This window comes from Nocardiopsis coralli, from assembly GCF_014892575.1.
In the GTDB taxonomy this organism is placed as follows: Bacteria; Actinomycetota; Actinomycetes; order Streptosporangiales; family Streptosporangiaceae; genus Nocardiopsis; species Nocardiopsis coralli.
The window spans coordinates 190,383-213,586 of the sequence record NZ_JADBGI010000012.1; the positions used below are offsets into that span (position 1 = coordinate 190,383).

The window sequence follows — 23,204 nt, forward strand, 5'->3', positions numbered from 1 at the left end:
TCCGCTGCTCCGCGGGACCCGAACCACCCACCACACGGACGGGGTGCACCCACCGATGAAACCTCTCGACCCGCGACTGGTACGCACGGCGAGCGCGGTCCGGCTGCACCTGGGCGTGTCCGTGGCGGCCGGCGTGCTGACCACCGGGCTGATCCTGGTCCAGGCCTGGCTGCTCGCGCGCACCATCACCGGCGCCTGGGACGGCGAGGGCATCGACACCCTGGGCTGGGCGGTCGCCGGGGTCGCCGCGGTGGCCGTGGCCCGCGCGGTGCTGTCCTACGTCTCCGAGGCCTCGGCCCTGTACAGCGCGGCCCGCACCAAGTCGCAGCTGCGGCGGCGGTTGGTCGCGCACGTCACCGGGGGCCGTGGGCGCGTGTGGACCGCCGGGCCCGGCGGCGACGGGGACGAGGGGGACTCAGGCGACGGGGGTGCCCCGAAGGCCGGTGAACTGGTCACCCTCGCCACCCGCGGGTTGGACGCGCTCGACGACTACTTCGCGCGGTACCTGCCCCAGCTCGCGCTCGCGGCGATCGTGCCGTTCGCGGTGCTGGCGGTGGTCTTCTGGGCGGACTGGATCTCCGGCGTGGTGATCCTGGTGACGCTGCCGCTGATCCCGATCTTCATGGCGCTCATCGGGATGCACACGCAGGCGCGCACCGACAAGCAGTGGCGGTTGCTGAGCCGGCTGGGCGGGCACTTCCTCGACGTCGTGGAGGGCCTGCCCACGCTCGCGGTGTTCCGGCGGGCCAAGGCGCAGGCCGCGATCATCCGGCGGGTCGGGGAACAGCACCGCCGGGCGACCATGGGAACGCTGAAGGTGGCGTTCCTGTCGGCGTTCGCGCTGGAGCTGCTGTCGACCCTCGCGGTGGCGCTGGTCGCGGTCGAGGTGGGACTGCGCCTGCTGGGCGGGCACATGGACTACCAGACCGCGCTGCTCGTGCTGATCCTCGCGCCCGAGGCCTACCTGCCGCTGCGGGAGGTGGGTTCCCGGTTCCACGCGAGCATGGAGGGCGTGGCCGCGGCCGAGGGGGTCTTCGCGGAGCTGGACCGCAAGCGCGGCACGGACTCCGAGGGCGAGGAGCCCGCTCCGTCCGGGACACCCGCGCCTGCGGCGTCTGGCGACCTGCGCTTCGAGGGGGTCGGGCTCACCTACCCGGGGCGCGAGCGGCCCGCGTTGGAAGGGCTGGACCTGACCGTGCGAGCGGGTGAACACGTGCTGCTGACCGGGCCGAGCGGTGCCGGGAAGACGACGCTGTTGTCGCTGCTGCTGCGGTTGAACGAGCCCGGCACCGGACGGGTGAGCGTGCGTGCGCCCGGGGGCGAGTGGGAGCCGCTGTCCGCGATCCCGGCCGAGGACTGGCGCCTGGGCATCGCGTGGGTGCCCCAGCATCCGTACCTGTTCGACGTGTCGGTGGCCGACAACATCCGGCTCGGCGCCCCCGACGCGACGATGGAGCAGGTCCGCGCGGCGGCGCGGGCCGCGGAGGCCGACACGTTCGTGTCCGAGCTGCCGCACGGGTACGAGACACGGTTGGGCGAGCGCGGCGCCCGCCTGTCGGCGGGTCAGCGGCAACGCATCGCCCTGGCGCGGGCGATGTGCCGGGACGCCCCGCTCGTGCTGTTGGACGAGCCCACCGCCCACCTCGACCCGGAGAACGCGGCGGCCGTGCGGACTGCGGTCGCGCGCCTGGCGCGCGGCCGGACCGCCGTGATCGTCGCGCACGACCCCGGGTGGCTGACACAGGCCCTCGTGCCCGACGGAACACATCCGGAGCAGACGTCGGACCGAGCCGGGCACGTGCGCACCGGAGGCGCGGACGAGCTGCCGGCACCGGTGGATGCCGATGACCCCGCAGGCAGACGGACCGGACAGACCCGGGCCGCAGGGTCGGCAGGAACCCGCGCCGAACGTGCACGCGCCGGAGGCGCGGACGGCGCACGCCACGCGACCGGGGCCGACGGCCCCGAAGGTGTACGGGCGGACCGCGCGGGCGGGGCTCCGGGGCTGCGCGTGGTCGAACTGCGGGTACCGAGCACGGACGGGGGCGCACGCCGATGACAGCGAAGCACGAGGACCCGGCGACGGGGTTCCTGGAGACGGCCGACCCGGGAGCCCCGGTGCCCGAACGGGTGCGCCGCCGCGACCCGCTCCGGCGCATGATCGCGCTCGCCCGCCCGCGGACCGGCCGGTTCGCGCTCGGGGTGCTCCTGGGCGCGGCCGCCACCGGTTCCGGGGTGGCCCTCCTGGGAGTCGCGGCGTGGATGCTCGCCGTGGCCGCCGACCACCCGCCGATCACCGCGCTGAGCGTGGCCGTGGTGGCCACCCGGGCGCTCGGCGTGAGCAAGGGCGTGACCCGGTACCTGGAACGGCTGGTCACGCACGACGCCGCGTTCCGGACCCTGGCCGAGGTGCGGGTCCGGGTGTACGAGCGGCTCGCGGCGACCGAACCCTTCGGCCGGTTCCGCACCGGCGACCTCGTCTCCCGGCTGGTCAACGACACCGAGGCCACGCTGGACCTGCTCGTGCGCGGTCTCACCCCTCCCCTGGTGTCGGTGGTGACCGGCGGCGCGACCGTCCTCGTCCTGACCGCCGTGTACGTGCCCGGCGGTGCCCTGCTCGCGGCCGGGCTCCTGCTGGCCGGGCTCGCGGTTCCGCTGGCGATGGCGCTGCTCGGCAGGGGACCCGGGAAGCGGCAGGCCGAGGCGCGCGGCGCCCTGTCCACGACGCTGGTCGACACCCTGCACGGGGCGCCGGACCTCGTGGCCTACGGGGCGATGGACCGGCAGGTCGCGCGCGCGCACGAGGCCGACGAGGTGCTCACGCGGGTGGAACAGCGCGATTCCGCCGTCCTGGGCCTGGGCGCCGGGGCCAACGCGCTGATCACCGGGCTCACCGTGTGGGGCGCCCTGTTCCTGGGCGTGCTCGCGGTCGGGGACGGCACGATCAGCGCCGTCTCCCTGGCGGTCCTGGTCCTGACCACGCTGGCGGCGTTCGAGATCGTGGCCCCGCTGCCCGCGGTGGCCGGCAAGCTCGGCGCGATCCGGGCGAGCGGCGAGCGCCTGTTCGGGGTCCTGGACACCCCCGCACAGACAGCGCCCGCGCGCGAGGAGGGCCTGGCCGACAAGGTCGCCGAGGAGGGCTCCTCCGTCTCCGTGCGCGGCCTGCGCGTGCGGTACGGGCCGGAGGAACCGTGGGCCCTCGACGGCGTCGACCTCGACGTGCCCGAGGGGGAGACCGTCGCGGTGATCGGGCCGAGCGGTGCCGGCAAGAGCACACTGGCGTCCGTGCTGCTGCGGTTCCTGGACCCGGCCGAGGGGTGCGTGGAGCTCGGTGGCGCCGACATCACCGCCCACCCCGCGGACGAGGTGCGCGCGCTGGTCTCGGGTGTGCCCCAGGATCCGCACGTCTTCGCCTCGACCGTGCGCGAGAACCTGCGCCTGGCCCGCCCCGATGCGACCGACGACGACCTGTGGGAAGCCCTGGTGCGGGTGAGCCTCGCCGACGAGGTCCGCGCCATGCCCCGCGGCCTGGACACCGAGGTCGGCACACACGGCACCGGGCTCAGCGGCGGCATGGTGCAGCGCCTGGCCCTGGCCCGCGCGGTGCTCGCCTCCCCGCGGGTCCTCGTGCTGGACGAACCCACCGCCCACCTGGACGCCGACACCCGCGACGCGGTGGTCGCCGACCTGTTGGACGCGGCGGAGGGTTACTCGACGCTGCTCATCACACACGACCTCACCGGCCTCGACCGGGTCGACCGGATCCACGTGGTGCGCGAGGGGCGCGTGCTGCAGTCGGGCACCCACACCGAGCTCCTCGCCCAGGAGGGGTGGTACCGCGACGTCGCCGGCTGAGCCCGTGTCCCTCCCGGCCCTGTGCCCACCCCGCCCCCGGAACACGCCCCGCACGGACCCGTTAGGGTTCGCCCCGTGAGCAATCCTGTGCGTGAGATCTTCGGTGGGTTCGGGTACCTGCTGCGCGGCGTCGGACTCCTGCTGCGCAGGCCCCGGCTGTTCCTTCTGGGCACCCTGCCCGCGGTGTTCGTGTGGCTGGTCTTCCTCGGGCTCTTCATCGCCCTCGTGGTCAACATCGAGGAGCTCGTGGGGTGGGCGACCCCGTTCGCGGCGGACTGGGACCAGACCTGGCAGGCGCTCGTGCGCGGAGCGGTCTCCCTGGCCACGCTCCTGGGCGCGCTCCTGCTGTTCGTGGTCTCGTTCACGACGGTGACGCTGGCGGTGGGTTCCCCGGTCTACGACAAGATCGCCGAGCTCGTGGAGAACGAACTCGGCGGTGCCCCGGAGGAGGCCGACGACCCCCTGCTCGCCTCGGTGACCCGCTCGGTGCGCCAGACCGCGGGGATCGTGCTGGTCTCGCTCGCGGTGACGGTCACGGTCTTCGTGCTCGGGCTGGTGCCGTTCGTCGGGTGGATGGCCGGACCGGTGATCGCGGCCGTGGCCGGCGGGTGGCTGCTGGGGATCGAGCTGGTCGCCAACGCCTTCGACCGGCGCGGGCTGTTCCGGGTCAGGGACCGCCGCCGGTACATGGCCACACGGCGGCTGCGGGTGCTGGGGTTTGCGATCCCGACGTACTTCCTGCTGGCGGTGCCGTTCCTGGCCGTGGTGGTGTTCCCGGCCGCGACGGCGGGCGCGACCGTGCTCGCCCGCGACCTGCTGCCCGCCGCTCCCCCGGAGGCCGACGAGGCCTGAGCGCTACTGCAGGAGCGCGGCCGCCTCCACCTCGAACCCGAACGGCTCCCCCAGGCGCACCGCTGCGCCGGGCACGGCCCGCTCCACCGTGCGGTACACACCCTCCACGGGGTCGGAGAACAGTGCGATCTCGCACTTGAGCGGATCGACGACCAGGTAATACGGGACCGCTGCGCGAGCGTACCCAGCTGTCTTGGCTTCCCAGTCGTACCGAACACTGCTGCGAGAGACGACCTCCACGGCCAGTTCGAGGTCATCGGCGGAGCGCAGCCAGTCCGGCCCGTCCCACGCGTCGCCGTCCACCACCGCGGTGGGCAGCACCGAGAGGTCGGGCACGAAACGGTCCTCGTCCTGGGGGATCTCGACGGTCACCCACTGCAGGGATTCGAGTCCTTCGGGGCCGTTCCGGTCGAGTAGGCGTTCGATCGACCGGATGATGCGGGCGTGCCGGTAGGAGGGTGTGGGCGACACGACGAGGCTCCCCTCGATGATCTCCGTGCGGTAACCATCGGGGATTGCGAGGTTCTCGGCCAGCGTCGGCAGATCCATCACCGTCTCCACCATCCGCGTGTCAGTTGCACACACCATGCTGTACCCCCTGCGGTGTTCGGAACACTCCGAAGGTAGCGCTTCGGGGGCCGCCGCGAAGGGTTTTCCACAGACGTGATTCCCGGAACCGGGGGACTCCCCGGCCCGGGGACCACGAGTGTGTCAGCGCAGGCCGGCCGGGCGCTTCAGCGCGGTGCCGATCATGCGCTCGACGAGCGCGGCGTAGTCGACGCCGCTGGCCGCCCACATCTGCGGGAACGCCGAGGAGGGCGTGAAGCCGGGCATGGTGTTGAGCTCGTTGACGAGCACCCGGCCGTCGTCGGTGTAGAAGAAGTCGACGCGGGCCAGGCCCTCGCACCCCATCGCCTCGAAGACGTCGGCGGCCATGGCACGCAGGCGTCCGATGGCCTCCTCGGGGATCTCCGCGGGGATCGTCAGGCTGCTCGTCGACAGGTACTTGGCCTCGAAGTCGTAGAAGTCGAAACCGTCCGCGACGTGGATCTCCGCGGGCTGGGACACGTCCGGCAGCCCGCCGTCCTCGGCCTCCAGCACCCCGCACTCGATCTCGCGGCCGCTCACCTCGGCCTCCACGAGCACCTTCGGGTCGTGCTCGCGGGCGGCGTCGACGGCGGCCACCACGGCGTCGGTGTCGGCGGAGTCCGGAACCCGGGTGATGCCGACGCTGCTACCTGCGCGCGCGGGCTTGACGAAGACCGCACCGCCGAGCGCGGCGATGTCGTCGAGCACCCGCTTGCGCTCCTGCTCCCACTGCCGCCCGGTGACGGCCACGTACTCGATGGTGGGGATGCCGTTGCCCAGGAGCATGGACTTCATGAAGACCTTGTCCATGGCGGCGGCGCTGGAGAAGACCCCGGCGCCCGCGTAGCGCACGCCCATCATCTCGAACAGGCCCTGCACGGTGCCGTCCTCGCCGAACGGCCCGTGCAGCAGCGGCAGGACGACGTCCACCTCGGCCAGTCGTGCGGGCGCCTGCCCGGGCTCGACGACCATGAGCCGGCCGGCGGAGTCGAAGGGCAGCGCGAGCTCGGAGCCCCCACCGACGCTGGGCAGCGCCTTGGTGTCGGCGTCGATGCGCAGCTCCTCGGGGTCGCCGGAGGTCAGGACCCAGTTACCGTCCGGGGTGATGCCGACGGGAACGACCTCGTACTTGTCGCGGTCGATGACGGACATGACGCTGCCCGCCGTGACACAGGAGATCTGGTGTTCGGAACTGCGTCCGCCGAAGACGACGGCGACCCTGGTCTTGCGCTGCTCGGACGACATACTGCCTGCCCTCGTGTCTCGCCTGTGGATGGAAAACCGCCCCGCAAACGGGGTCTACCCGTTGTCGAGCGCCTGGAGCGCGTCCTCGACGAGGTCCTCCGGATCCTCCAGGCCGATGGAGAAGCGTACCGCGCCGGAGGAGATGCCCGCTGCGTCCAGTTCTTCCTGGTTCATGGTGCGGTGGGTGGTGGTGGCCACGTGCCCGGCGAGGGTGTGGGTCCCACCGAGGGACGCGGCGATGGTGCTGACCCGCAACCGGTCGGCGAAGGCCATGCCGGCGTCCCAGCCGCCCTTGGGGTGGACGGTCACCACGCCGCCGAAGCGCCCGTGATCGAAGAGCTTCCCGGCCAGGTCGTGCTGCGGGTGGGAGGCCAGCGACGGGTGGTCCACGCGCTCGACGGCGGGGTGGCCCTCCAGCGCGGCGGCGAAGGCGGCGGCCGACTCGCACTGGCGCGCCACCCGCAGCGGCAGGGTCTCCAGGCCGCGGTGCAGCATGTAGGCCTCGTCCGGGGCCAGGCAGGGCCCGAGGTCCACGCGGGCGGCGCGCACACGGTCGATGAGCGCGGGCTCGGCCACCGCGACGCCGCCGGTGGTGTCGCTGTGGCCGCCGATGTACTTGGTGGCCGAGTGCACGACGACGTCGGCGCCGAACTCCAGCGGACGGCAGATCGCCGGCGACGCGAACGTGGAGTCGACCACGAGCGAGGCCCCGGCCCCGTGCGCGATCTCGGCGAGCGCGGGCAGGTCGGAGACGGTCATCGTCGGGTTGGACAGCGTCTCGGTGAAGACCACGCGCGTCTCGGGGCGCACGGCCGCGCGGACGGCGTCCAGGTCGGTGATGTCGACGAAGTCCGTGCTCACCCCGAACCGGCGCAGCAGCCCGTCCAGGAGCGAGTAGGTGTTGCCGTAGATCGAGCGGGACGCGACCACGTGCGCCCCGGCCTCGGTGAGCGCCATGAACACGGTGCTGAGAGCGCCCATGCCGGAGGAGAAGGACTGCCCCCGCACCGGGGTGTCCAGCCCCGCACCCTCCAGGGCCGCGACCGCCTCGGCGAAGGCGTCCACGGTCGGGCTGTCGATGCGCGCGTAGGAGTACCCGTCCTGCGCGCCCGAGAGCACGTCCGCGAACTCCTGCGAGGTGTCGAACGCGTACGTGGTGGCCCGGTGCACGGGCATCCGCAGCGGGCGTTCGGCGGGGACGGGGCCCTCGGGCAGGGACAGCGCCCTGGTGTTCTCGCCGACGTGGCCGGACCCTGGTGTGTGTGGCATGGTGCTCGCTCTCAGCCTGCGTGAGCCCGGCTCATACCCCGTAGCGTTCCGGTTTGGTGCTGCGGGACATGAAGCCGACCAGCGCCTCGGCCGGGCTCAGGTCGTGGTGCATCATCCTGACGACGGACTCGGTGATCGGCATGTCGACCCCGTGGGCCCATCCGAGGCCGAGGACGGACTCGGAGGACTTGACCCCCTCGGCGGTCTGTTTCGTCTGCGCGACGACCTCGTCGAGGGTGAGTCCGGCGCCCAGTTTCTCACCGAAGGTCCGGTTCCGCGACAGCGGGGAGGAACAGGTCGCGACGAGGTCGCCCATCCCGGCCAGGCCGGACAGCGTGTGCTCGTCGGCGCCCAGGGCCACCGCCAGGCGGGTGGTCTCGGCCAGGCCGCGGGTGATGAGCGAGGCCTTGGTGTTGTCCTTGAAGCTCATGCCCTCGGCCACGCCCACGGCCAGCGCGATCACGTTCTTCATGGCGCCGCCGATCTCCACGCCCACCAGGTCGGTGCTGGTGTAGGGGCGGAAGTAGGCGGACTTGAACAGCTTCTGCAGCCGGACCGCGGTCTCCTCGTGCGGGCAGGCGACCACGGCCGTCGCGGGCTGGCGTTCGGCGATCTCCCGCGCCAGGTTGGGCCCCGACACCACGGCCACCCGCTCGGAGGAGCACTCCAGCACCTCGGAGATGATCTCGCTGACCCGCATGCGCGTGCCGAGCTCGACCCCCTTCATGAGGCTGACCACGACCGCGTCCTCACGCAGGTGCGGTTTCCACGCGGCTAGGTTGTCGCGCAGGGACTGCGAGGGCACGGCCAGGACCACCACGTCGGCCTCGGCGACCGCCTTGTCGGCGTCGGTGGTGGCCCGCAGGTGCGGGTTGAGCTTCATCCCCGGGAAGTAGTCCGGGTTCTCGTGCTCGTCGTTGATCGTGTCGACGACGGAGGCGCGGCGCCCCCACAGCACGACGTCGACGGCCGGGGCCGCGGGGTCCTCGTCGCGCGCCAGGTCGGCGGCGTCGGCGATGACGTTGGCGAACACCGTCCCCCACGAGCCGGCGCCCAGGACCGCGATCCGCACGTTGTCGGTTCCCATGGTGGTGCTCAGGCCTCCGCGTCGTTCTTGCCCTGGGCTTCGCCCTTGCCGTTCTCCTCGCGCTCTGCGGCCTCACGCTCGGCCTGGCGCGCCTTCTTCATGTCGAAGGGCTCGGCGGGGGGCTCCTCGCCGCGGATCTCGGCCTGGAGGGCGGTGATGTCGGCCATGATCGCCTCGGTGGCCTCCTGCAGGACCGTGTTGGTCAGCGGCTGGTCCCGGAAGCGGTCCAGGTCGACGGGCGGGCCCGCCTTGAACCGGATCTTCTTGCGCGGGGGCAGCAGGTGGGGCTTCTTCTCGCCGTAGGGCAGCAGGTGCTGCTCGCCCCAGTGCGCGACGGGCACGACCGGGGCCCCGGTGGACAGGGCGATGCGGGCGACGCCGGTCTTGGCGGTCATCGGCCACAGGTTCGGGTCGCGGGTGCAGGTGCCCTCGGGGTAGAAGATCACCGAGGAACCGTCGCGGGTGAGGGCCGTCTCGACCTCCTCCAGCGCCTTGACCGCGTCGGCGCTGCCGCGCTTGATGGGGATCTGGCCGGTGGACCTGGCGACCGAGCGCACCACGGGGATGTTCATGACCGCGTCCTTCATGGTGAAGGTCGGCCAACGGCGCGCGCCGATGTAGAGGAAGTGCGCCACCGTCAGCGGGTCCAGCACGGACAGGTGGTTGAACGCGACGATGGTCCCGCCCTTGGCGGGCACGTGCTCGGTGCCCTTCCACTCGGGTTTGGTGACCAGCCACAGCGCGAACCGCACGATCCGCGACACGACCCACTTGACCCAGGCTGATTCTCGTTTCTTGGCCACGGGACTCCTCTTGATCCATCGACCCCGGCCCGGTCGGACCGCAGGCACAACCTACGCATTCTAGGGCGTGTGGGTGCGGGGGCGGACCCGGTGGAACCACCCCGACCTGCACACTCGCCGCGCCGGAGGCCGCCTGCCGTGAGGGGCCCCGGCCGACACACCCAGGGCTCCCGCGCCGCGCCGACCCCGACCGCCTACCCTCGTGTCCACCGCCGTCGCCGAAGCCCCGGGGGAGAGACGTGACCGGCCCTGCAGAACGAGGCGAACAGACGCGCGGGGAGCGCTGGTCCCTGATCGTCCCAGTCAAGCATCTCGGCCGGGCCAAGTCGCGCCTGGCCCGTGCCGCAGGGCCCCACCGGGCGGACCTGGCGCTGGCGATCGCCTGCGACACCGTGGCCGCGGCGCTGGAGTGCCCAGCGGTGGACCGGGTCCTGGCGGTCACCGACGACCCCCGCGCGGGCACGGCCCTGGAGGCGTTGGGGGCGCTCGTGGTCCCAGGGGAGCCGGGAACCGGCCTCAACCCGGCGCTGGAGCACGGGGAGGCGGCGGCCCGGGACCTGGGGCCGGTGAGGGGCCTGTGTGCGCTCTCGGCCGACCTCCCGGCGCTGCGGCCCGCGGAGCTGGCGCTCGTGCTGGGGGCGGCGGGCCGGCACCGGCGTGCGTTCCTGGCCGATGCCCCCGGGATCGGGACCACTCTCCTGGCGGCGACCGGCGGCGCACGGCTGCGGCCGGCCTTCGAAGGGGCCTCGCGCGCCCGCCACGCGCGCTCGGGGGCACACGAGCTGGTCGTCGCCGGCGCAGCGTCGGTGCGGCGCGACGTCGACACCCCTCAGGACCTGCGGGCCGCCGCGGAACTCGGGCTGGGCCCGCGCACGGCCCGGTGGCTCGACCGCGCGGGCGGCGCGGGAGGCGACGCGGCCCTGACGTACGGGCCCGGACACAGCTCCGCCCGGGTCCCCTCGTGGGGTGACCCGGGCGGTAACAGTCCTTCGCCGTCGAGCGGCGAAGCTACTTCTTGTCCCCGTTGACCAGAGCCTTGAAGTCGGCACCGGCACGGAACTTCGGCACGAAGCTGGCCGGAACGTTGATCGTGGCGCCGGTGGCGGGGTTCCGCGCCGTACGGGCCGCGCGCTCGGACTTCTCGAAAACACCGAAGCCGGTGATGGCGACCTTGTCGCCGGAGGCCACGGTGGACTGAATGGTCTCGAGCACAGCGTTGACCGCTTCGGTAGCGGTCTTCTTGTCTCCGAGTCGATCGGAGATTGCGTCGATCAGGTCACGCTTGTTCATAAGGTTCCTCCGGTTCCCCCTTGCTCGCACGAAATTAGGGGAAGCAGAGGCCCTTACACAAATACAAACGCCCCGGGAGAAGGCGTGTCGAGGCCTTCCCGACCTGCACGGTCACTCCCTGTTGACGGTGCGGCACACCGGGCACCCCCACCCGAGGGCCCCCTTTTATGCCCTTCTGGGGGCCTCAAATGCCTACGTATAACCGGATTCCGGGCTCCGGGTGCGACGAACCCGGGGACATTGGGGTGGTGACCGCATACTCACCCCGCGTAAAGGTAAAATCTTTCGGCGAGAGCCGTGCTCTGGCTCACAGACGGCGTGATCGCCCCACCAGAAGGTGATCCAGCACCCGGATCCTGCCCCGGTCGACCGACCTCCGAGCGGTCCGATGACCGGGCGACCCGAGTGCTTCCTCACCATGTGTGACCATCCCTCCGGAACGACGACGGGGGCGCCCCGGAGCGGTGCTCCGGCGACGCCCCCGCGGGGTCCACGGGTCCGGTCAGAGGGTGACCGGCGCCCAGGAACGACGGCCCGACTCGAACTCGCTGATCTCGTCGGTGTGGCGCAGGGTCAGGGCGATGTCGTCCAGCCCCTCCAGCAGCCGCCAGCGTGTGTAGTCGTCCAGTTCGAAGGACTCGTGCACGCCGGGGGCGCGCACCTCGCGCTCGACCAGGTCGACGGTGATCTCCGCGGACGGGTCGGCCTCCACGGTCTTCCACAGGTGGTCGATGACCTCCTGCGGCAGCAGCACGGTGAGCAGGCCGCCCTTGAGGGAGTTGCCGTAGAAGATGTCGGCGAAGCGGGACGAGAGCACGACCCGGAAGCCGTAGTCCTGCAGCGCCCAGACCGCGTGCTCACGGGAGGAACCCGTACCGAAGTCGGGGCCGGCGATCAGGACCGTGGCGCCCTCGTGCTCGGGGCGGTTGAGGACGAAGTCGTCCTCCTTGCGCCACTCGGCGAACAGGCCGTCCTCGAACCCGGTGCGGCTGACCCGCTTGAGGTAGACGGCGGGGATGATCTGGTCGGTGTCGACGTTGCTCGCGCGCAGCGGCACGGCCCGACCGGTGTGGACGTCGAACTTCTCCATGAGCTTCAGCTCCTACTCGTTTCTGGGCCGCCACTCGGTGGCCCTCGCTCCGGCCCGGGTTCGGCCGCCCTGAAGGCACGTGCTTCGGTCTCTCCGCGGTCGTGCTCGTTCCTGCGCGCGCCCGCTCCGAGCCCTCCAGCGACGTGCCGGCGGCCTCACCTGTACCGGTGCGGCCCGTGAACATCGTGTCGGCTCGGCTATTCGACCAGGTCGGCGGGCGAGGACAGGGTGCCGCGCACGGCCGTGGCGGCGGCGACCAGCGGCGAGACCAGGTGCGTGCGCCCGCCGCGGCCCTGACGGCCCTCGAAGTTGCGGTTGGAGGTCGAGGCGCTGCGCTCGCCCGGGGCGAGCTGGTCGGGGTTCATGCCCAGGCACATCGAGCACCCGGCCTCCCGCCACTCGGCGCCGGCCTCCTCGAAGACCGCTCCCAGGCCCTCCTCGTTGGCCTGTTCCTTGACGCGCATGGAGCCCGGAACGACGAGCATGCGGACGTTGTCGGCGACCTTCTTCCCGCGCACGACCTCGGCCGCCGCGCGCAGGTCCTCGATGCGGCCGTTGGTGCAGGAGCCGAGGAAGACGGTGTCCACGGCGACCTCGCGCATCGGGGTGCCGGCCTCCAGGTCCATGTAGGCCAGGGCCTTCTCGGCGGCGGCCCGCGCGGAGGGGTCCTCGAAGGAGGCGGGGTCGGGCACGGCGGAGTCCAGCGAGACGCCCTGGCCGGGGTTGGTGCCCCAGGTGACGAACGGGCTGATCTCGTCGGCGTGCAGCACGACCTCGGTGTCGAACTCGGCGCCCTCGTCGGTGGCCAGGCTCTTCCAGTACTCGACCGCGGCGTCGAAGTCGTCGCCCTGCGGGGCGTGCGAACGGCCCTGGACGTAGTCGAACGTGGTCTGGTCCGGCGCGATCATGCCCGCGCGGGCGCCCGCCTCGATGGACATGTTGCACACGGTCATCCGGGCCTCCATCGAGAGCGACCGGATGGCCTCGCCGCGGTACTCGATGACGTAACCCTGGCCGCCGCCGGTGCCGATGCGGGCGATGACGGCGAGGATGATGTCCTTGGCGGTCACACCCGGCTTGAGCTGCCCGTCCACGGTCACGGCCATGGTCTTGAAGGGCTGCATGGGCAGGGTCTGGGTGGCCAGCACGTGCTCGACCTGGCTGGTGCCGATACCGAAGGCCAGGGCACCGAAGGCGCCGTGGGTACTGGTGTGGCTGTCGCCGCAGACCACGGTCATGCCGGGCTGGGTGAGGCCGAGCTGGGGTCCGACCACGTGCACGACACCCTGGTCGATGTCGCCCATGGGGTGCAGGCGCACGCCGAAGTCGGAGCAGTTCTTGCGCAGCGTCTCGACCTGCTTGCGCGAGACCGGGTCGGCGATCGGCGCCAGGAGGTTCTGCGTGGGGACGTTGTGGTCCTCGGTGGCGATGGTGAGGTCGGGACGGCGCACGGAGCGGCCGGCCAGTCGCAGCCCTTCGAAGGCCTGCGGGCTGGTCACCTCGTGCACGAGGTGGAGGTCGATGTAGAGCAGGTCGGGCTCACCGTCGGCACGTCGGACGACGTGCTCCTCCCAGACCTTCTCGGCCATCGTGCGTGCCATGGGCGATCGCCTCTCTCGTGGTTGCTGTCGTGGCTGCTCCGTACGCGGGCACCTCGTCTGCGCGACCTGACTTGCGTTTCATATTTCGAGACGGCAATATCAAGCCATGGACAACTCTAGCTCATCCAGCGGCGTCGGTGTCCTGGACAAGACGATGTCCGTCCTCGACGCCCTGGAGTCGGGGCCCGCATCCCTGGCCCAACTGGTGCAGATCACCGGCCTGGCCCGCCCGACCGCCCACCGCCTGGCCGTGGCCCTGGAGCGCCACCGCATGGTCACGCGCGACAGCCAGGGACGGTTCGTCCTGGGCCCGCGCCTGGGCGAGCTCTCGATCGCCACCGGCGAGGACCGCCTGCTCGCGGTCGCCGCCCCCGTCCTGGTGCAGCTGCGCGACCTCACCGGGGAGAGCGCCCAGCTCTACCGCCGCCAGGGTGACCTGCGTGTGTGCGTGGCCGCCTCCGAGCGCAGCAGCGGCCTGCGCGACACCGTGCCCGTGGGCAGCGAACTGCCGATGAACGCGGGATCGGCCGCCCAGGCCCTGCTGGCCTGGGAGGACTCCGACCGGATCCGGCGCTCCCTCGTGGGCGCGCGCTTCACCGCGGCGAGCCTGGCCCAGGTGCGCCGGCGCCGGTGGGCCCAGAGCGTCGCCGAGCGCGAGCAGGGCGTGGCCTCGGTCTCGGCCCCGGTGTCGGGCCCCGGCGGCCGGGTCATCGCCGCCGTCTCGGTCTCGGGCCCCATCGAGCGCCTGACCCGCTCCCCCGGCCGCATGCACTCTCAGGCGGTGCTGTCGGCGTCGGAGAAGATCAGCGAGTCGCTGCACACCTACGAGGGTGCGCCCTGACCGCCACCATCTGAACCCTCCACCACCGTCTCCGCAGGGGCGGCCCCGGCGCCGGGGCCGCCCCGCCGTCGTTCCGGACCCCCTCGATCGTCACTCTCCGTGACACGGAAAACGCATTCGATCCCGGGAGGGGGTCGCCGGAGAAATCCAGAACACGAAGGAAAGCATCGTCTTTTCGTTTTGTCGCACCCTTCTCGGGAGCCTCCACTTCTTTCTCTCGGACAGAACTCCCGTAGCGCACATTTGACCCCGATCAACTTTTTACGCCGCACCGGAGCCTTCTTCGCCGCCCTCCCCCGACGCCCGTGGGCCCGACACCCTCGAGCCCCACCCGGCCCTCGGAGCCCCGCCGCCGCACGGGTTCCCGCGCGCGCTCGCCCCTCATCGGCCACACACCCCCGACGACCACCACGGGCGCCCGACCCGTCGTCGCCACCCGCCACCCCCGACGCCTCGCCCGGCACGGCCCCGCTTCGGGCCGTAGGTCCCGAAACCACGCCCCTCCCCCCGTCACCGCAGCTCACCAGCGCCCGCACCCCTCCTCCCGCACCCCGTGCCCGCTTCACCCGGCCCCCCTGTGGACACTTACTGACACGCTGTCTAACATGACGGCATGTCTCAGACGCACGTGACCGCGGACACACTCCCCCCGGGAGACCTGTCGGGCTTCCGCGACCTCCAGCAGCTCGCCTACGAGGCCGCCGACACCGTGGCCGCAGGCCTCGGACCCGGCGTCACCGAGCGGGAGGCGGCCCGCCGCATCCGGGACCACCTCACCGAACGCGGGGTCCAGGACTGGTTCCACACGCCCTTCGCGTGGTTCGGCGACCGCACCGCCTTCCGCCGCTTCCGCACCCCGCTACAGTTCTTCCCGACCGACCGCAGGCTCGAGGAGGGCATGCCCTTCATCCTCGACTGCGCCCCCGTGCGCGACGGCTTCGTCGCCGACATCGGCTACTCCGGCTACCTCGGCGACAACCCCCTCCACGACCAGCTCATGGACGACCTCCACGCCCACCGGCAACTGATCCTGGAACACGTCCGCGCGGGCGACACCCTCCAGGACGTCTACCGCGGCGTCGACGGGCTCCTGCGCGAACAGGGCTACGACAACCGGCACCAGGTCTATCCCGGCCGGGTCATCGCCCACCAGGTCGGCAAGGTCCAATCGCGCCTGCCCCGCGCGATCGTGGCCGGGTTCGGGGTCCGCTCCCTCCAGACCCTCTTCGGCGACCTGGTCGTCGAACGCCTGCACAACCGTTCGCCCCTGTGGGCCGACGGAGACATCTCCGCCCACCCCGCGACCCCCGGTATGTGGGCGGTCGAGCCCCACCTGGGCTTCCGGGACATGGGCGTGAAGTTCGAGGAGATCCTCGTCGTCACCGAGGACGACGCCTTCTGGCTCGACGACGACCTTCCCCACGTGCGCCGGTGGGAGAGGCGCGCTCTCACCGCCGCCGGAACCACCGAGGAGAACCGATGACCGCCGCCCCCCTCTACGTCACCGCCACCGACGGCCAGCGCCTGGCCGTCTACACCGAGGGCCGCGCCGACGCCCCCACCCTGCTGCTCGTGCACGGTTACCCCGACAACGCCACCGTGTGGGACGCCCTGGCCGAGGAGCTCTCCGGCACATACCGGATCGTGCGCTACGACGTGCGCGGTGCCGGGCGTTCGACCGCCCCCGACCGGCGTTCCGGTTACCTCGTCGACCAGCTCGGCGAGGACCTGCTCACCGTCGCCGACGCCGTCAGCCCCGACCGGCCCGTGCACGTGGTCGGCCACGACTGGGGCGCCATCCAGGCCTGGCACGCGGTCACCGAACCCGCCTACGCCGAACGCCTGGCCTCCCTCACCGCCGTCTCGGGCCCGAACCTCGACCACGCGGGCCACTGGCTGCAGAAGGCCCCGGACGGCGTGCGCAACGTGCTGCGCCAGTTCGTGCGCTCCACCTACATCGGCTTCTTCAGCACCCCCGGCGTGCCCGAGGCGGCGTGGCTGTCCGGCATCGGCGGGCTCGCCCTGTCCGGCCTCGAACGCATCGGCGGCGGCCCGCACGAGCGCGCCCGGCGCAGCACCCGCGACTACCTCAACGGCCTGGAGCTGTACCGCGCCAACATGCTGCGCCGCTTCACCCGGCCGGTCGAACGCCGTACGAGCGTTCCGGTGCAGGCGCTGGCGCCCACCCACGACGCGTTCATGATCGACCAGGTGCAGTCCAACGCCGGACGCTGGGCGGAGGACTTCCGCTTCCACCGGTTCCAGGGCGGGCACTGGTCGGTGCGCTCGCGCCCGGTCCCCATCGCCGCCCGCATCCGCGCCTTCGTCGACGAGATCGAGTCGGGTGCGCCCCGGCCCCGGCGCGCGCTGACCGCCCAGCAGGCCCGGCGCCACGGGGGCGCGTTCGCCGGTCAGCTCGCCGTGGTCACCGGGGCGGGCAGCGGGATCGGCCGCGCCGTCAGCTTCGAGCTGGCCGAACGCGGTACCCGTGTCATCGCCGTGGACATCGACGAGGACGCCGCGAGCCGCACCGCCTATCTCTGCGGCCACCTCACCCCGGGTTCGGACTTCCGCAAGGTCGACGTGGGCGACGCCGAGGCCATGGAGAAGCTGGCCGCGTGGGTGCGCTCCGAACACGGCGTCCCCGACCTGGTCGTCAACAACGCCGGGATCGGTGTGGCGGGCCCGTTCCTGGAGACCTCCGAGCGGGACTGGGACCGGGTCGTGCGCGTCAACCTCTGGGGTGTCGTCAACGGCTGCCGGGCCTTCGCTCCCCTGCTCGTGGACGCCGGCGGGGGCGGACGCATCGTCAACACCGCCTCGGCAGCCGCGTTCATCCCCTCACGGGTGTTCGGCCCCTACGCCACCACCAAGGCGGCCGTGCTCATGCTCAGCCGTACCCTGCGCGGCGAGCTCGCCGGCCGCGGCGTGAGCGTGACCGCGGTCTGCCCCGGCCTGATCAACACCGGGATCATCGACAACGCGCACCTGTCCGGCATGGGCAAGGAGACCGCCGCCAAGAAGCGCCTCAACCGCCTCTACCGGCTGCGCGGCTACACCCCGGAGAAGGCCGCCACCCGCATCGTGAACGCGATCGAGAACGACCCCGAGATCGTCCCGGTCACCGCCGAGGCGCACCTGGGCCTGGCGCTCAGCAGGTTCGCTCCGAAGGCCCTGAGCCGCGGCGCCCGCCTCGCCCCGCCCCTGTAGTACGCCCGGCCCCGTCCGGGTCTCCCCCGCCCTCCGCCCCCGTCCCTCACCGATCACCCCGAGGAGTCGCCATGAGCACCGGCGCCGAGACCCCTCCCCTGCCCGACGAACCCGACCGCCTCGTCCTGCACGCGCGCGACGTCGAGTTCGACTGGAGCAGCCTCGACCTGCACTGGATCCCCGGCGAACCGTTCGCCACCCACGTCATCAACGTCCTGCACCTGCTGCTGCCCGAGGGCGAACGCTGGTTCGTCGAGGTCTTCAAGCAGGCCGTCCCGCACATCACCGACGAGGAGCTCCGCCAACAGGTGCTCGGTTTCATCGGCCAGGAGGCCGTGCACGCCGAGGCCCACGCCGGCGTGCTCGACCACATGGACGCCCACGGGCTGGACCCCACCCCCTACGTGGAGCAGATCGCGTGGATGTTCCGGGTCGTGCTCGGCGACCGCGACCTGGACGGCCGCCGCGAGTGGGCCTGGCTGCGCACCCGGCTCGCGGTCATCGCCGGCATCGAGCACTACACGGCCGTGCTGGGCCAGTGGGTGCTCGACGCCCGGAAACTGGACGAGGCCGGCGCCGACGCGACCATGCTGGACCTGCTGCGCTGGCACGGGGCCGAGGAGGTCGAGCACCGGGCGGTGGCCTACGACCTGTTCATGCACCTGGACGGCGGCTACCCCCGGCGCGCCCTGGCCATGGGTGTGGCCGCCACCGCCCTGGCCGTGCTGTGGGTGCGCGGGGTCCGCTTCCTCGTCGCCAACGACCCCTACCTGCGCGGCCGCATCGGCGGGCAGCGGCCCAAGGCGCGCTGGGCACTGCGCGACGGACGCCGCGGCCTCATCCCGCACCTGTCCCGCCTGGCCGGTGCGATCCCCGAGTACCTGCGCCGCAAGTACCACCCCTCGCAGTACGGCTCCACGAGCCAGGCCGTGGCCTACCTGGCCACCTCGCCCGCCGCACGCGCGGCCGAGGCCGCCGAGCAGGGGGCGCACCGGTGAGCGGCGGGTACAGGGGCCACGTCAAACACAGCAGCGAGTACTACGCCCGCCCGCGCCGGCCGGTCTCCCTCACTCGGGGGCGGGGACCGGACCGGTTCATGCTGGCCCTGGAACGGGTCGCGCGCGGCATCGAACCGCTCACCGCACGCCTGCGCCCCGGCCACCCGATCCCGGAGCCGGAGGGTGAACGGACCGTGCGGGTGGAACGGGTCGAGCACCCGGCCGAGGGCGTCGCCCAGCTGACGCTCGTGCCCGCGCGGCCGGGCGAGACCCTGCCCGCCTGGCAGCCCGGACAGCACGTGGACGTGGTGCTCGGCGGCGGGGTGCTGCGCCAGTACTCCCTCACCGGTGACCCCTCCGACCGGTCGGCGTACCGGATCGCGGTGCGCCGCATCCCCGACGGCGTGGGCTCCGGTCTCGTGCACGGGCTCCGCGAGGGCGACACGATCGGGTTGCGCGGCCCCCGCAACGCGTTCCCGTTCACCCGGGCCGAGCGGTACCTGTTCGTGGCCGGCGGGATCGGCATCACCCCGATCCTGCCGATGGTGCTCAGCGCCCACCGCGCGGCTGTGCCCGCCCGCACCGTCTACACCGGCCGGTCCCGGGCGACCATGCCCTTCGCCGACCTGCTCCCGGGCGAGGTGTCGGTGCGCCCCGACGACGAGTGCGGGCCGCCCGACCCGGCCGCGATCGTGGAGGGCCTCACCCCGGGCACCGCGGTGTACGTGTGCGGCCCTTCTCCGCTCATCGAGGCGGTGCGGGCCAGGACCCCGGAGGGAACCCCGTTCTTCTCCGAGCGCTTCGCCCCCGCCCCGGTGGTGGACGGCGAACCCTTCGAGGTGCAGCTCGGCGAGGACGGCCCCGTCGTTCCGATCCCGGCCGACGAGAGCGCGCTGGAGGTCATGCGCCGGGTGCGCCCGGCGACCGCCTACTCGTGCCGGCAGGGGTTCTGCGGCACCTGCCGGCTGACCCTGCTCTCGGGTGAGGCCGACCACCGCGACCGGCCCACGGGCGGCTCGCCCCGGGGGGAGGAGTTCGCGCCGTGTGTCTCCCGGGCCGCTGGGGGCGAACGCCTGGTCCTCGACGTGTAGGTTCGGAACGAGAGAACGGCCGGCGATCCCGGAGGACGATACGACGGTGGTGTCCCACAGCACCGACCGCCACCAGGCGCGGAGAACGCAGCGGCCGGGCCCCGCCCCCGTCGGCGGGGCCCGGAACCGGCGCCCGCGCAGGATGGCCCCGCAGGAACGCAGGGAGGACCTGATCCGGTCGGCCCTGCGGGTCTTCGCGCGCCGTCCCCCCGGCGAGGTGACCCCGGAGGAGATCGCGGCCGAGGCCGACGTCTCCCGCGCGCTGGTCTACCGCTACTTCCCGAACATGGGAGAGCTGCGCCGCGCCACCCTGCAACACGCGATGGGTGAACTCCTGGCGGAACTGGAGCCGCCCGAGCACCTGCCGACCCTGGAACAGCTACGGGTCGCGCTGCGCACGTTCATCTCCTTCGCGCACTCCTACGCGCCCTCCTACCCGGCGCTGATGAGCGGTGGTTCGGTCATCGCCACGGAGGAGACCGAGGCCGAGATCGACCGGGTGCGCGAGGGCGTGCGGGACCTGCTGCTGGACCGAAGCGGCGTCGAGAAGCCCTCGCCCCAGCTGTCCCTGGCGATCCGGTGCTGGGTGGCGTCGGTGGAGACCGCGGTCATGCTGTGGCTGTCGGACCCGGTGATGGAGCGCGACGCCCTCGCCGACTGGCTCCTGGACCAGCTCGTGGCCATGGTCGCCGCCGCGGGCGGGCCGCAGGAGGAACTGGAGCACCTGATCGCACGCGTGGAGTGAGCACGGGGGCGCGGGGACGCAGTGCCCGTCACTCTCCGGCCGCGCCCGTGATCGCGCACAAAAAAGGCCCCATCCGAAGATGGAGCCTGTGGTGGTACCCCCGAGCGGATTCGAACCGCCGTTACCGCCTTGAGAGGGCGGCGTCCTGGGCCACTAGACGACGGGGGCCCGTGGTCTGCCGTGTGCGACGGACTCGAAAGCCATCGTACCCGGCCGAACCGGACATCGGCACCGTGTGCCGACCAACAAGAAAGCTCCCACGGCGTGGGAGCCACCCCTGCTTTTCCGTACCCCCGAGCGGATTCGAACCGCCGTTACCGCCTTGAGAGGGCGGCGTCCTGGGCCACTAGACGACGGGGGCCCGTGGTCTGCCGTGTGCGACGGACTCGAAAGCCATCGTACCCGGCCGAACCGGACATCGGCACCGTGTGCCGACCAACAAGAAAGCTCCCACGGCGTGGGAGCCACCCCTGCTTTTCCGTACCCCCGAGCGGATTCGAACCGCCGTTACCGCCTTGAGAGGGCGGCGTCCTGGGCCACTAGACGACGGGGGCCCGTGGTCTGCCGTGTGCGACGGACTCGAAAGCCATCGTACCCGGCCGAACCGGACATCGGCACCGTGTGCCGACCAACAAGAAAGCTCCCACGGCGTGGGAGCCACCCCTGCTTTTCCGTACCCCCGAGCGGATTCGAACCGCCGTTACCGCCTTGAGAGGGCGGCGTCCTAGGCCACTAGACGACGGGGGCCTTCTGCGGAACCCGAGGGTTCCTCGTTCTCGTCCCGGGCCCCGGAGGACCGTTCGGTGGAACGTGCTGGGGTACCAGGACTCGAACCTAGACTAAGTGAACCAGAATCACTCGTGCTGCCGATTACACCATACCCCAGTGCTTTTGGGGGGCCGGTCGGCTTCCGCTTCCCTGTCCCCCTCGGCGACGTTCATAACTCTAGCGGACTTTCCGAGTGCTCGCGAACTGAATACGGGGCGGCCGGCTGTGGCCCCGGCCACCCCGTCACGTCACGCCTCGGAGGTGCCTTCGGCGGCCTCTTCCGCACGCCCCTTCTCCAGCGCCGCGGCGACCCGGGCGACGGTGCGCTCGCGGCCCAGCAGCTCCAGGGACTCGAACAGCGGGAGCCCGACGGTCCGCCCCGTCACGGCCACGCGCACGGGCGCCTGCGCCTTGCCGAGCTTGAGGCCCAGCCCGGCACCGGCCTCCTCGGTGGCGGCCTTGAGGGTGTCGGTGTCCCACGACAGCGACTCGTCGGAGAAGCGCTCCAGGGCCGCCTCGAGCATCGGGACGCCGATGCCGGGCTTCATGGCCTTCTTCCAGCTCTTCTCCTCGGTGTCGGGCTCTTCGAGGAACAGGAAGTCGACGTTGGGCACGATGTCCGACAGCACGGCCACCCGGCTCTGCGCCAGAGGGGCCACGCGGGCGAAGACCTCGCGGTCGAAGTTCCCGGCCGGCCAGGGGGCGTCCTCGCCGGTCGCGGTCAGCCACGGCTCGCAGCGCTCGATGAAGTCGTCGAGCTCCAGCGAACGGATGTAGTCGCCGTTGAAGGCGCGCAGCTTCTTCTCGTCGAAGAAGGCGCTGGAGCTGTTGACGTCGGCGATGTCGAAGAGCGGGACCATCTCGGCCCACGGCATGATCTCGCGGTCGTCACCCGGGGCCCAGCCCAGCAGCATGAGGTAGTTGACCATCGCCTCGGGCAGGTAGCCCTCCTCCTGGTAGGACTCCAGGGCGACCTTGTCGCGGCGCTTGGACAGCTTCTTGCGCTGCTCGTTGACGATCACGGGCAGGTGCGCCCACACGGGCGCCTCCAGGCCGAGCGCCTCCCACAGCAGCTGCTGCTTGGGGGTGTTCGACAGGTGCTCCTCGCCGCGGACCACGTGCGTGATGCCCATCTCGACGTCGTCGACGACGTTGGCGAGCACGAACAGCGGGCTGCCGTTGGAGCGCACGATCACGAAGTCCTCGATGGAGGCGTGGTCGAACTCCACACGGCCGCGGATGCGGTCCTCGACGACGGTGGGGCCGCCCTCGGGCACACGGAAGCGCAGCGCGCGGCCGGGCCCGGGCTCCAGACCGCGGTCGCGGCAGAAACCGTCGTAGCCCAGGTTCGGGTTGTCCCGCCGGGCCTGGACCTGCTCGCCGGTGCAGTCGCAGTAGTAGGCGCGCCCCTTGCTGTGGAGCTCCTCGGCGGTCTCCCGGTGCTTGCCGGCGTAGTCCGACTGGAAGTAGGGCCCCTCGAAGGCCGGGTCCTCGGCGTTGATGCCCAGCCAGGACATGGCACGCACGATGCCGTCGGTCCACTCGGGTTTGTTGCGGGCCTCGTCGGTGTCCTCCACACGCAGCACCATCCGGCCGCCGGGGCTCTGCTGGGCCATGGCCCAGTTGAAGAGCGCGGACCGGGCTCCACCGACGTGGAACATGCCCGTGGGGGACGGAGCGAAGCGGGTTCGAATCGAAGTCTCAGTCACGGCCCCAGGGTATCCGTGCTGCCCGGTCACCCGGGGTGTCCCGCGTCCGCCCCCGCCCGCTCACACGCCGCCCCGCGCCTCGGGGATCTTGCTGCCAGAGCCGGGTTCGGCGCTGATGTCGGCTCCAGTAGCAAGATCTACTGGGGATCATGGTGGGTGTCG

General features: G+C 72.1%; 19 protein-coding genes and 5 tRNA genes. 10 read left to right on the forward strand and 14 right to left on the reverse strand.

The annotated features are described in order from the left end of the window. Positions 1–55: 55 nt before the first annotated feature. From cydD to IDM40_RS15495, 3 genes are all read left to right on the forward strand, one after another. Positions 56–2,059, forward strand: coding sequence for a thiol reductant ABC exporter subunit CydD (gene cydD, locus IDM40_RS15485; protein WP_235997612.1), 2,004 nt, complete (start codon positions 56–58; stop codon positions 2,057–2,059). After that, the gene (gene cydC, locus IDM40_RS15490) at positions 2,056–3,855 is read left to right on the forward strand and encodes a thiol reductant ABC exporter subunit CydC (RefSeq protein ID WP_193122711.1); all 1,800 of its coding nucleotides are present in this window, start codon (positions 2,056–2,058) and stop codon (positions 3,853–3,855) included. The genes cydD and cydC overlap by 4 nt, the downstream gene beginning before the upstream one ends. A 75-nt stretch (positions 3,856–3,930) precedes the next feature. Next, a complete protein-coding gene (locus tag IDM40_RS15495; RefSeq protein WP_328807031.1) occupies positions 3,931–4,707 on the forward strand; it encodes an EI24 domain-containing protein in 777 nt (258 codons plus the stop codon). A 3-nt stretch (positions 4,708–4,710) separates the two neighbouring features. On the opposite strand, the gene IDM40_RS15500 is transcribed toward IDM40_RS15495, so the two are convergent. The 5 genes from IDM40_RS15500 to IDM40_RS15520 all read right to left on the reverse strand — a co-directional run bounded on the left by IDM40_RS15500 (position 4,711) and on the right by IDM40_RS15520 (position 9,699). Next, entirely contained in the window at positions 4,711–5,256 is a 546-nt protein-coding gene (locus IDM40_RS15500) for a Uma2 family endonuclease (protein ID WP_235997613.1), read from the reverse strand. 162 nt (positions 5,257–5,418) lie between these two features. After that, a complete protein-coding gene (locus IDM40_RS15505; protein WP_193122713.1) occupies positions 5,419–6,540 on the reverse strand; it encodes a D-alanine--D-alanine ligase family protein in 1,122 nt (373 codons plus the stop codon). 54 nt (positions 6,541–6,594) lie between these two features. Beyond that, a complete protein-coding gene (locus IDM40_RS15510; RefSeq protein ID WP_193122714.1) occupies positions 6,595–7,809 on the reverse strand; it encodes a trans-sulfuration enzyme family protein in 1,215 nt (404 codons plus the stop codon). A gap of 31 nt (positions 7,810–7,840) precedes the next feature. Then, the gene (locus IDM40_RS15515) at positions 7,841–8,896 is read right to left on the reverse strand and encodes an NAD(P)H-dependent glycerol-3-phosphate dehydrogenase (RefSeq protein ID WP_193122715.1); all 1,056 of its coding nucleotides are present in this window, start codon (positions 8,894–8,896) and stop codon (positions 7,841–7,843) included. 8 nt (positions 8,897–8,904) lie between these two features. After that, positions 8,905–9,699 carry a lysophospholipid acyltransferase family protein gene (locus tag IDM40_RS15520; RefSeq protein WP_193122716.1) on the reverse strand — a complete coding sequence of 265 codons (795 nt, stop codon included), beginning with the start codon at positions 9,697–9,699 and terminating at the stop codon, positions 8,905–8,907. 239 nt (positions 9,700–9,938) lie between these two features. Here IDM40_RS15520 and cofC point away from each other — a divergent pair, with 239 nt between their 5' ends. Then, the gene (gene cofC, locus IDM40_RS15525) at positions 9,939–10,727 is read left to right on the forward strand and encodes a 2-phospho-L-lactate guanylyltransferase (RefSeq protein WP_193122717.1); all 789 of its coding nucleotides are present in this window, start codon (positions 9,939–9,941) and stop codon (positions 10,725–10,727) included. Here the strand turns inward: cofC and IDM40_RS15530 are convergent. The 3 genes from IDM40_RS15530 to leuC form a co-directional block, all read right to left on the reverse strand. Next, positions 10,708–10,989, reverse strand: a complete 282-nt coding sequence (locus IDM40_RS15530; RefSeq protein WP_193122718.1) for an HU family DNA-binding protein — start codon at positions 10,987–10,989, stop codon at positions 10,708–10,710. The two genes, cofC and IDM40_RS15530, sit on opposite strands and share 20 nt — an antisense overlap. A 502-nt stretch (positions 10,990–11,491) precedes the next feature. Beyond that, positions 11,492–12,079, reverse strand: a complete 588-nt coding sequence (gene leuD, locus IDM40_RS15535; protein WP_193122719.1) for a 3-isopropylmalate dehydratase small subunit — start codon at positions 12,077–12,079, stop codon at positions 11,492–11,494. A 197-nt stretch (positions 12,080–12,276) separates the two neighbouring features. Continuing rightward, the gene (gene leuC / locus IDM40_RS15540; protein ID WP_193122720.1) at positions 12,277–13,680 is read right to left on the reverse strand and encodes a 3-isopropylmalate dehydratase large subunit; all 1,404 of its coding nucleotides are present in this window, start codon (positions 13,678–13,680) and stop codon (positions 12,277–12,279) included. A 154-nt stretch (positions 13,681–13,834) separates the two neighbouring features. Between leuC and IDM40_RS15545 the strand changes: the two genes are divergently transcribed. The 6 genes from IDM40_RS15545 (at position 13,835) to IDM40_RS15570 (ending at position 20,565) form a co-directional block, all read left to right on the forward strand. Then, positions 13,835–14,521, forward strand: a complete 687-nt coding sequence (locus IDM40_RS15545) for an IclR family transcriptional regulator (protein WP_407939979.1) — start codon at positions 13,835–13,837, stop codon at positions 14,519–14,521. Between the two features lie 613 nt (positions 14,522–15,134). Further along, positions 15,135–16,004 (forward strand): M24 family metallopeptidase, encoded by an 870-nt coding sequence (locus IDM40_RS15550; RefSeq protein WP_193122722.1) that lies wholly within the window; start codon positions 15,135–15,137, stop codon positions 16,002–16,004. After that, positions 16,001–17,731, forward strand: coding sequence for an SDR family oxidoreductase (locus IDM40_RS15555; RefSeq protein ID WP_193122723.1), 1,731 nt, complete (start codon positions 16,001–16,003; stop codon positions 17,729–17,731). Before IDM40_RS15550 ends, IDM40_RS15555 begins: the two co-directional genes overlap by 4 nt. 71 nt (positions 17,732–17,802) lie before the next feature. Next, positions 17,803–18,729 (forward strand): metal-dependent hydrolase, encoded by a 927-nt coding sequence (locus IDM40_RS15560; protein ID WP_193122724.1) that lies wholly within the window; start codon positions 17,803–17,805, stop codon positions 18,727–18,729. A gap of 98 nt (positions 18,730–18,827) precedes the next feature. Then, complete coding sequence (locus tag IDM40_RS15565) at positions 18,828–19,820, forward strand: PDR/VanB family oxidoreductase (protein ID WP_193122741.1); 993 nt, start codon at positions 18,828–18,830, stop codon at positions 19,818–19,820. 142 nt (positions 19,821–19,962) lie between these two features. Beyond that, positions 19,963–20,565, forward strand: a complete 603-nt coding sequence (locus IDM40_RS15570; RefSeq protein WP_193122742.1) for a TetR/AcrR family transcriptional regulator — start codon at positions 19,963–19,965, stop codon at positions 20,563–20,565. A gap of 92 nt (positions 20,566–20,657) precedes the next feature. Here the strand turns inward: IDM40_RS15570 and IDM40_RS15575 are convergent. From IDM40_RS15575 to gltX, 6 genes are all read right to left on the reverse strand, one after another. Further along, positions 20,658–20,733, reverse strand: a tRNA-Glu gene (locus IDM40_RS15575). Between the two features lie 120 nt (positions 20,734–20,853). Next, a tRNA-Glu gene (locus tag IDM40_RS15580) sits at positions 20,854–20,926 on the reverse strand. A gap of 120 nt (positions 20,927–21,046) precedes the next feature. Beyond that, positions 21,047–21,119: transfer RNA gene (locus IDM40_RS15585), tRNA-Glu, on the reverse strand. A gap of 120 nt (positions 21,120–21,239) precedes the next feature. Further along, positions 21,240–21,312 (reverse strand) — tRNA-Glu (locus IDM40_RS15590). 66 nt (positions 21,313–21,378) lie between these two features. Beyond that, positions 21,379–21,450 (reverse strand) — tRNA-Gln (locus IDM40_RS15595). Positions 21,451–21,581: 131 nt separating this feature from the next. After that, positions 21,582–23,042, reverse strand: coding sequence for a glutamate--tRNA ligase (gltX, locus tag IDM40_RS15600; protein WP_193122725.1), 1,461 nt, complete (start codon positions 23,040–23,042; stop codon positions 21,582–21,584). Positions 23,043–23,204: the final 162 nt, after the last annotated feature.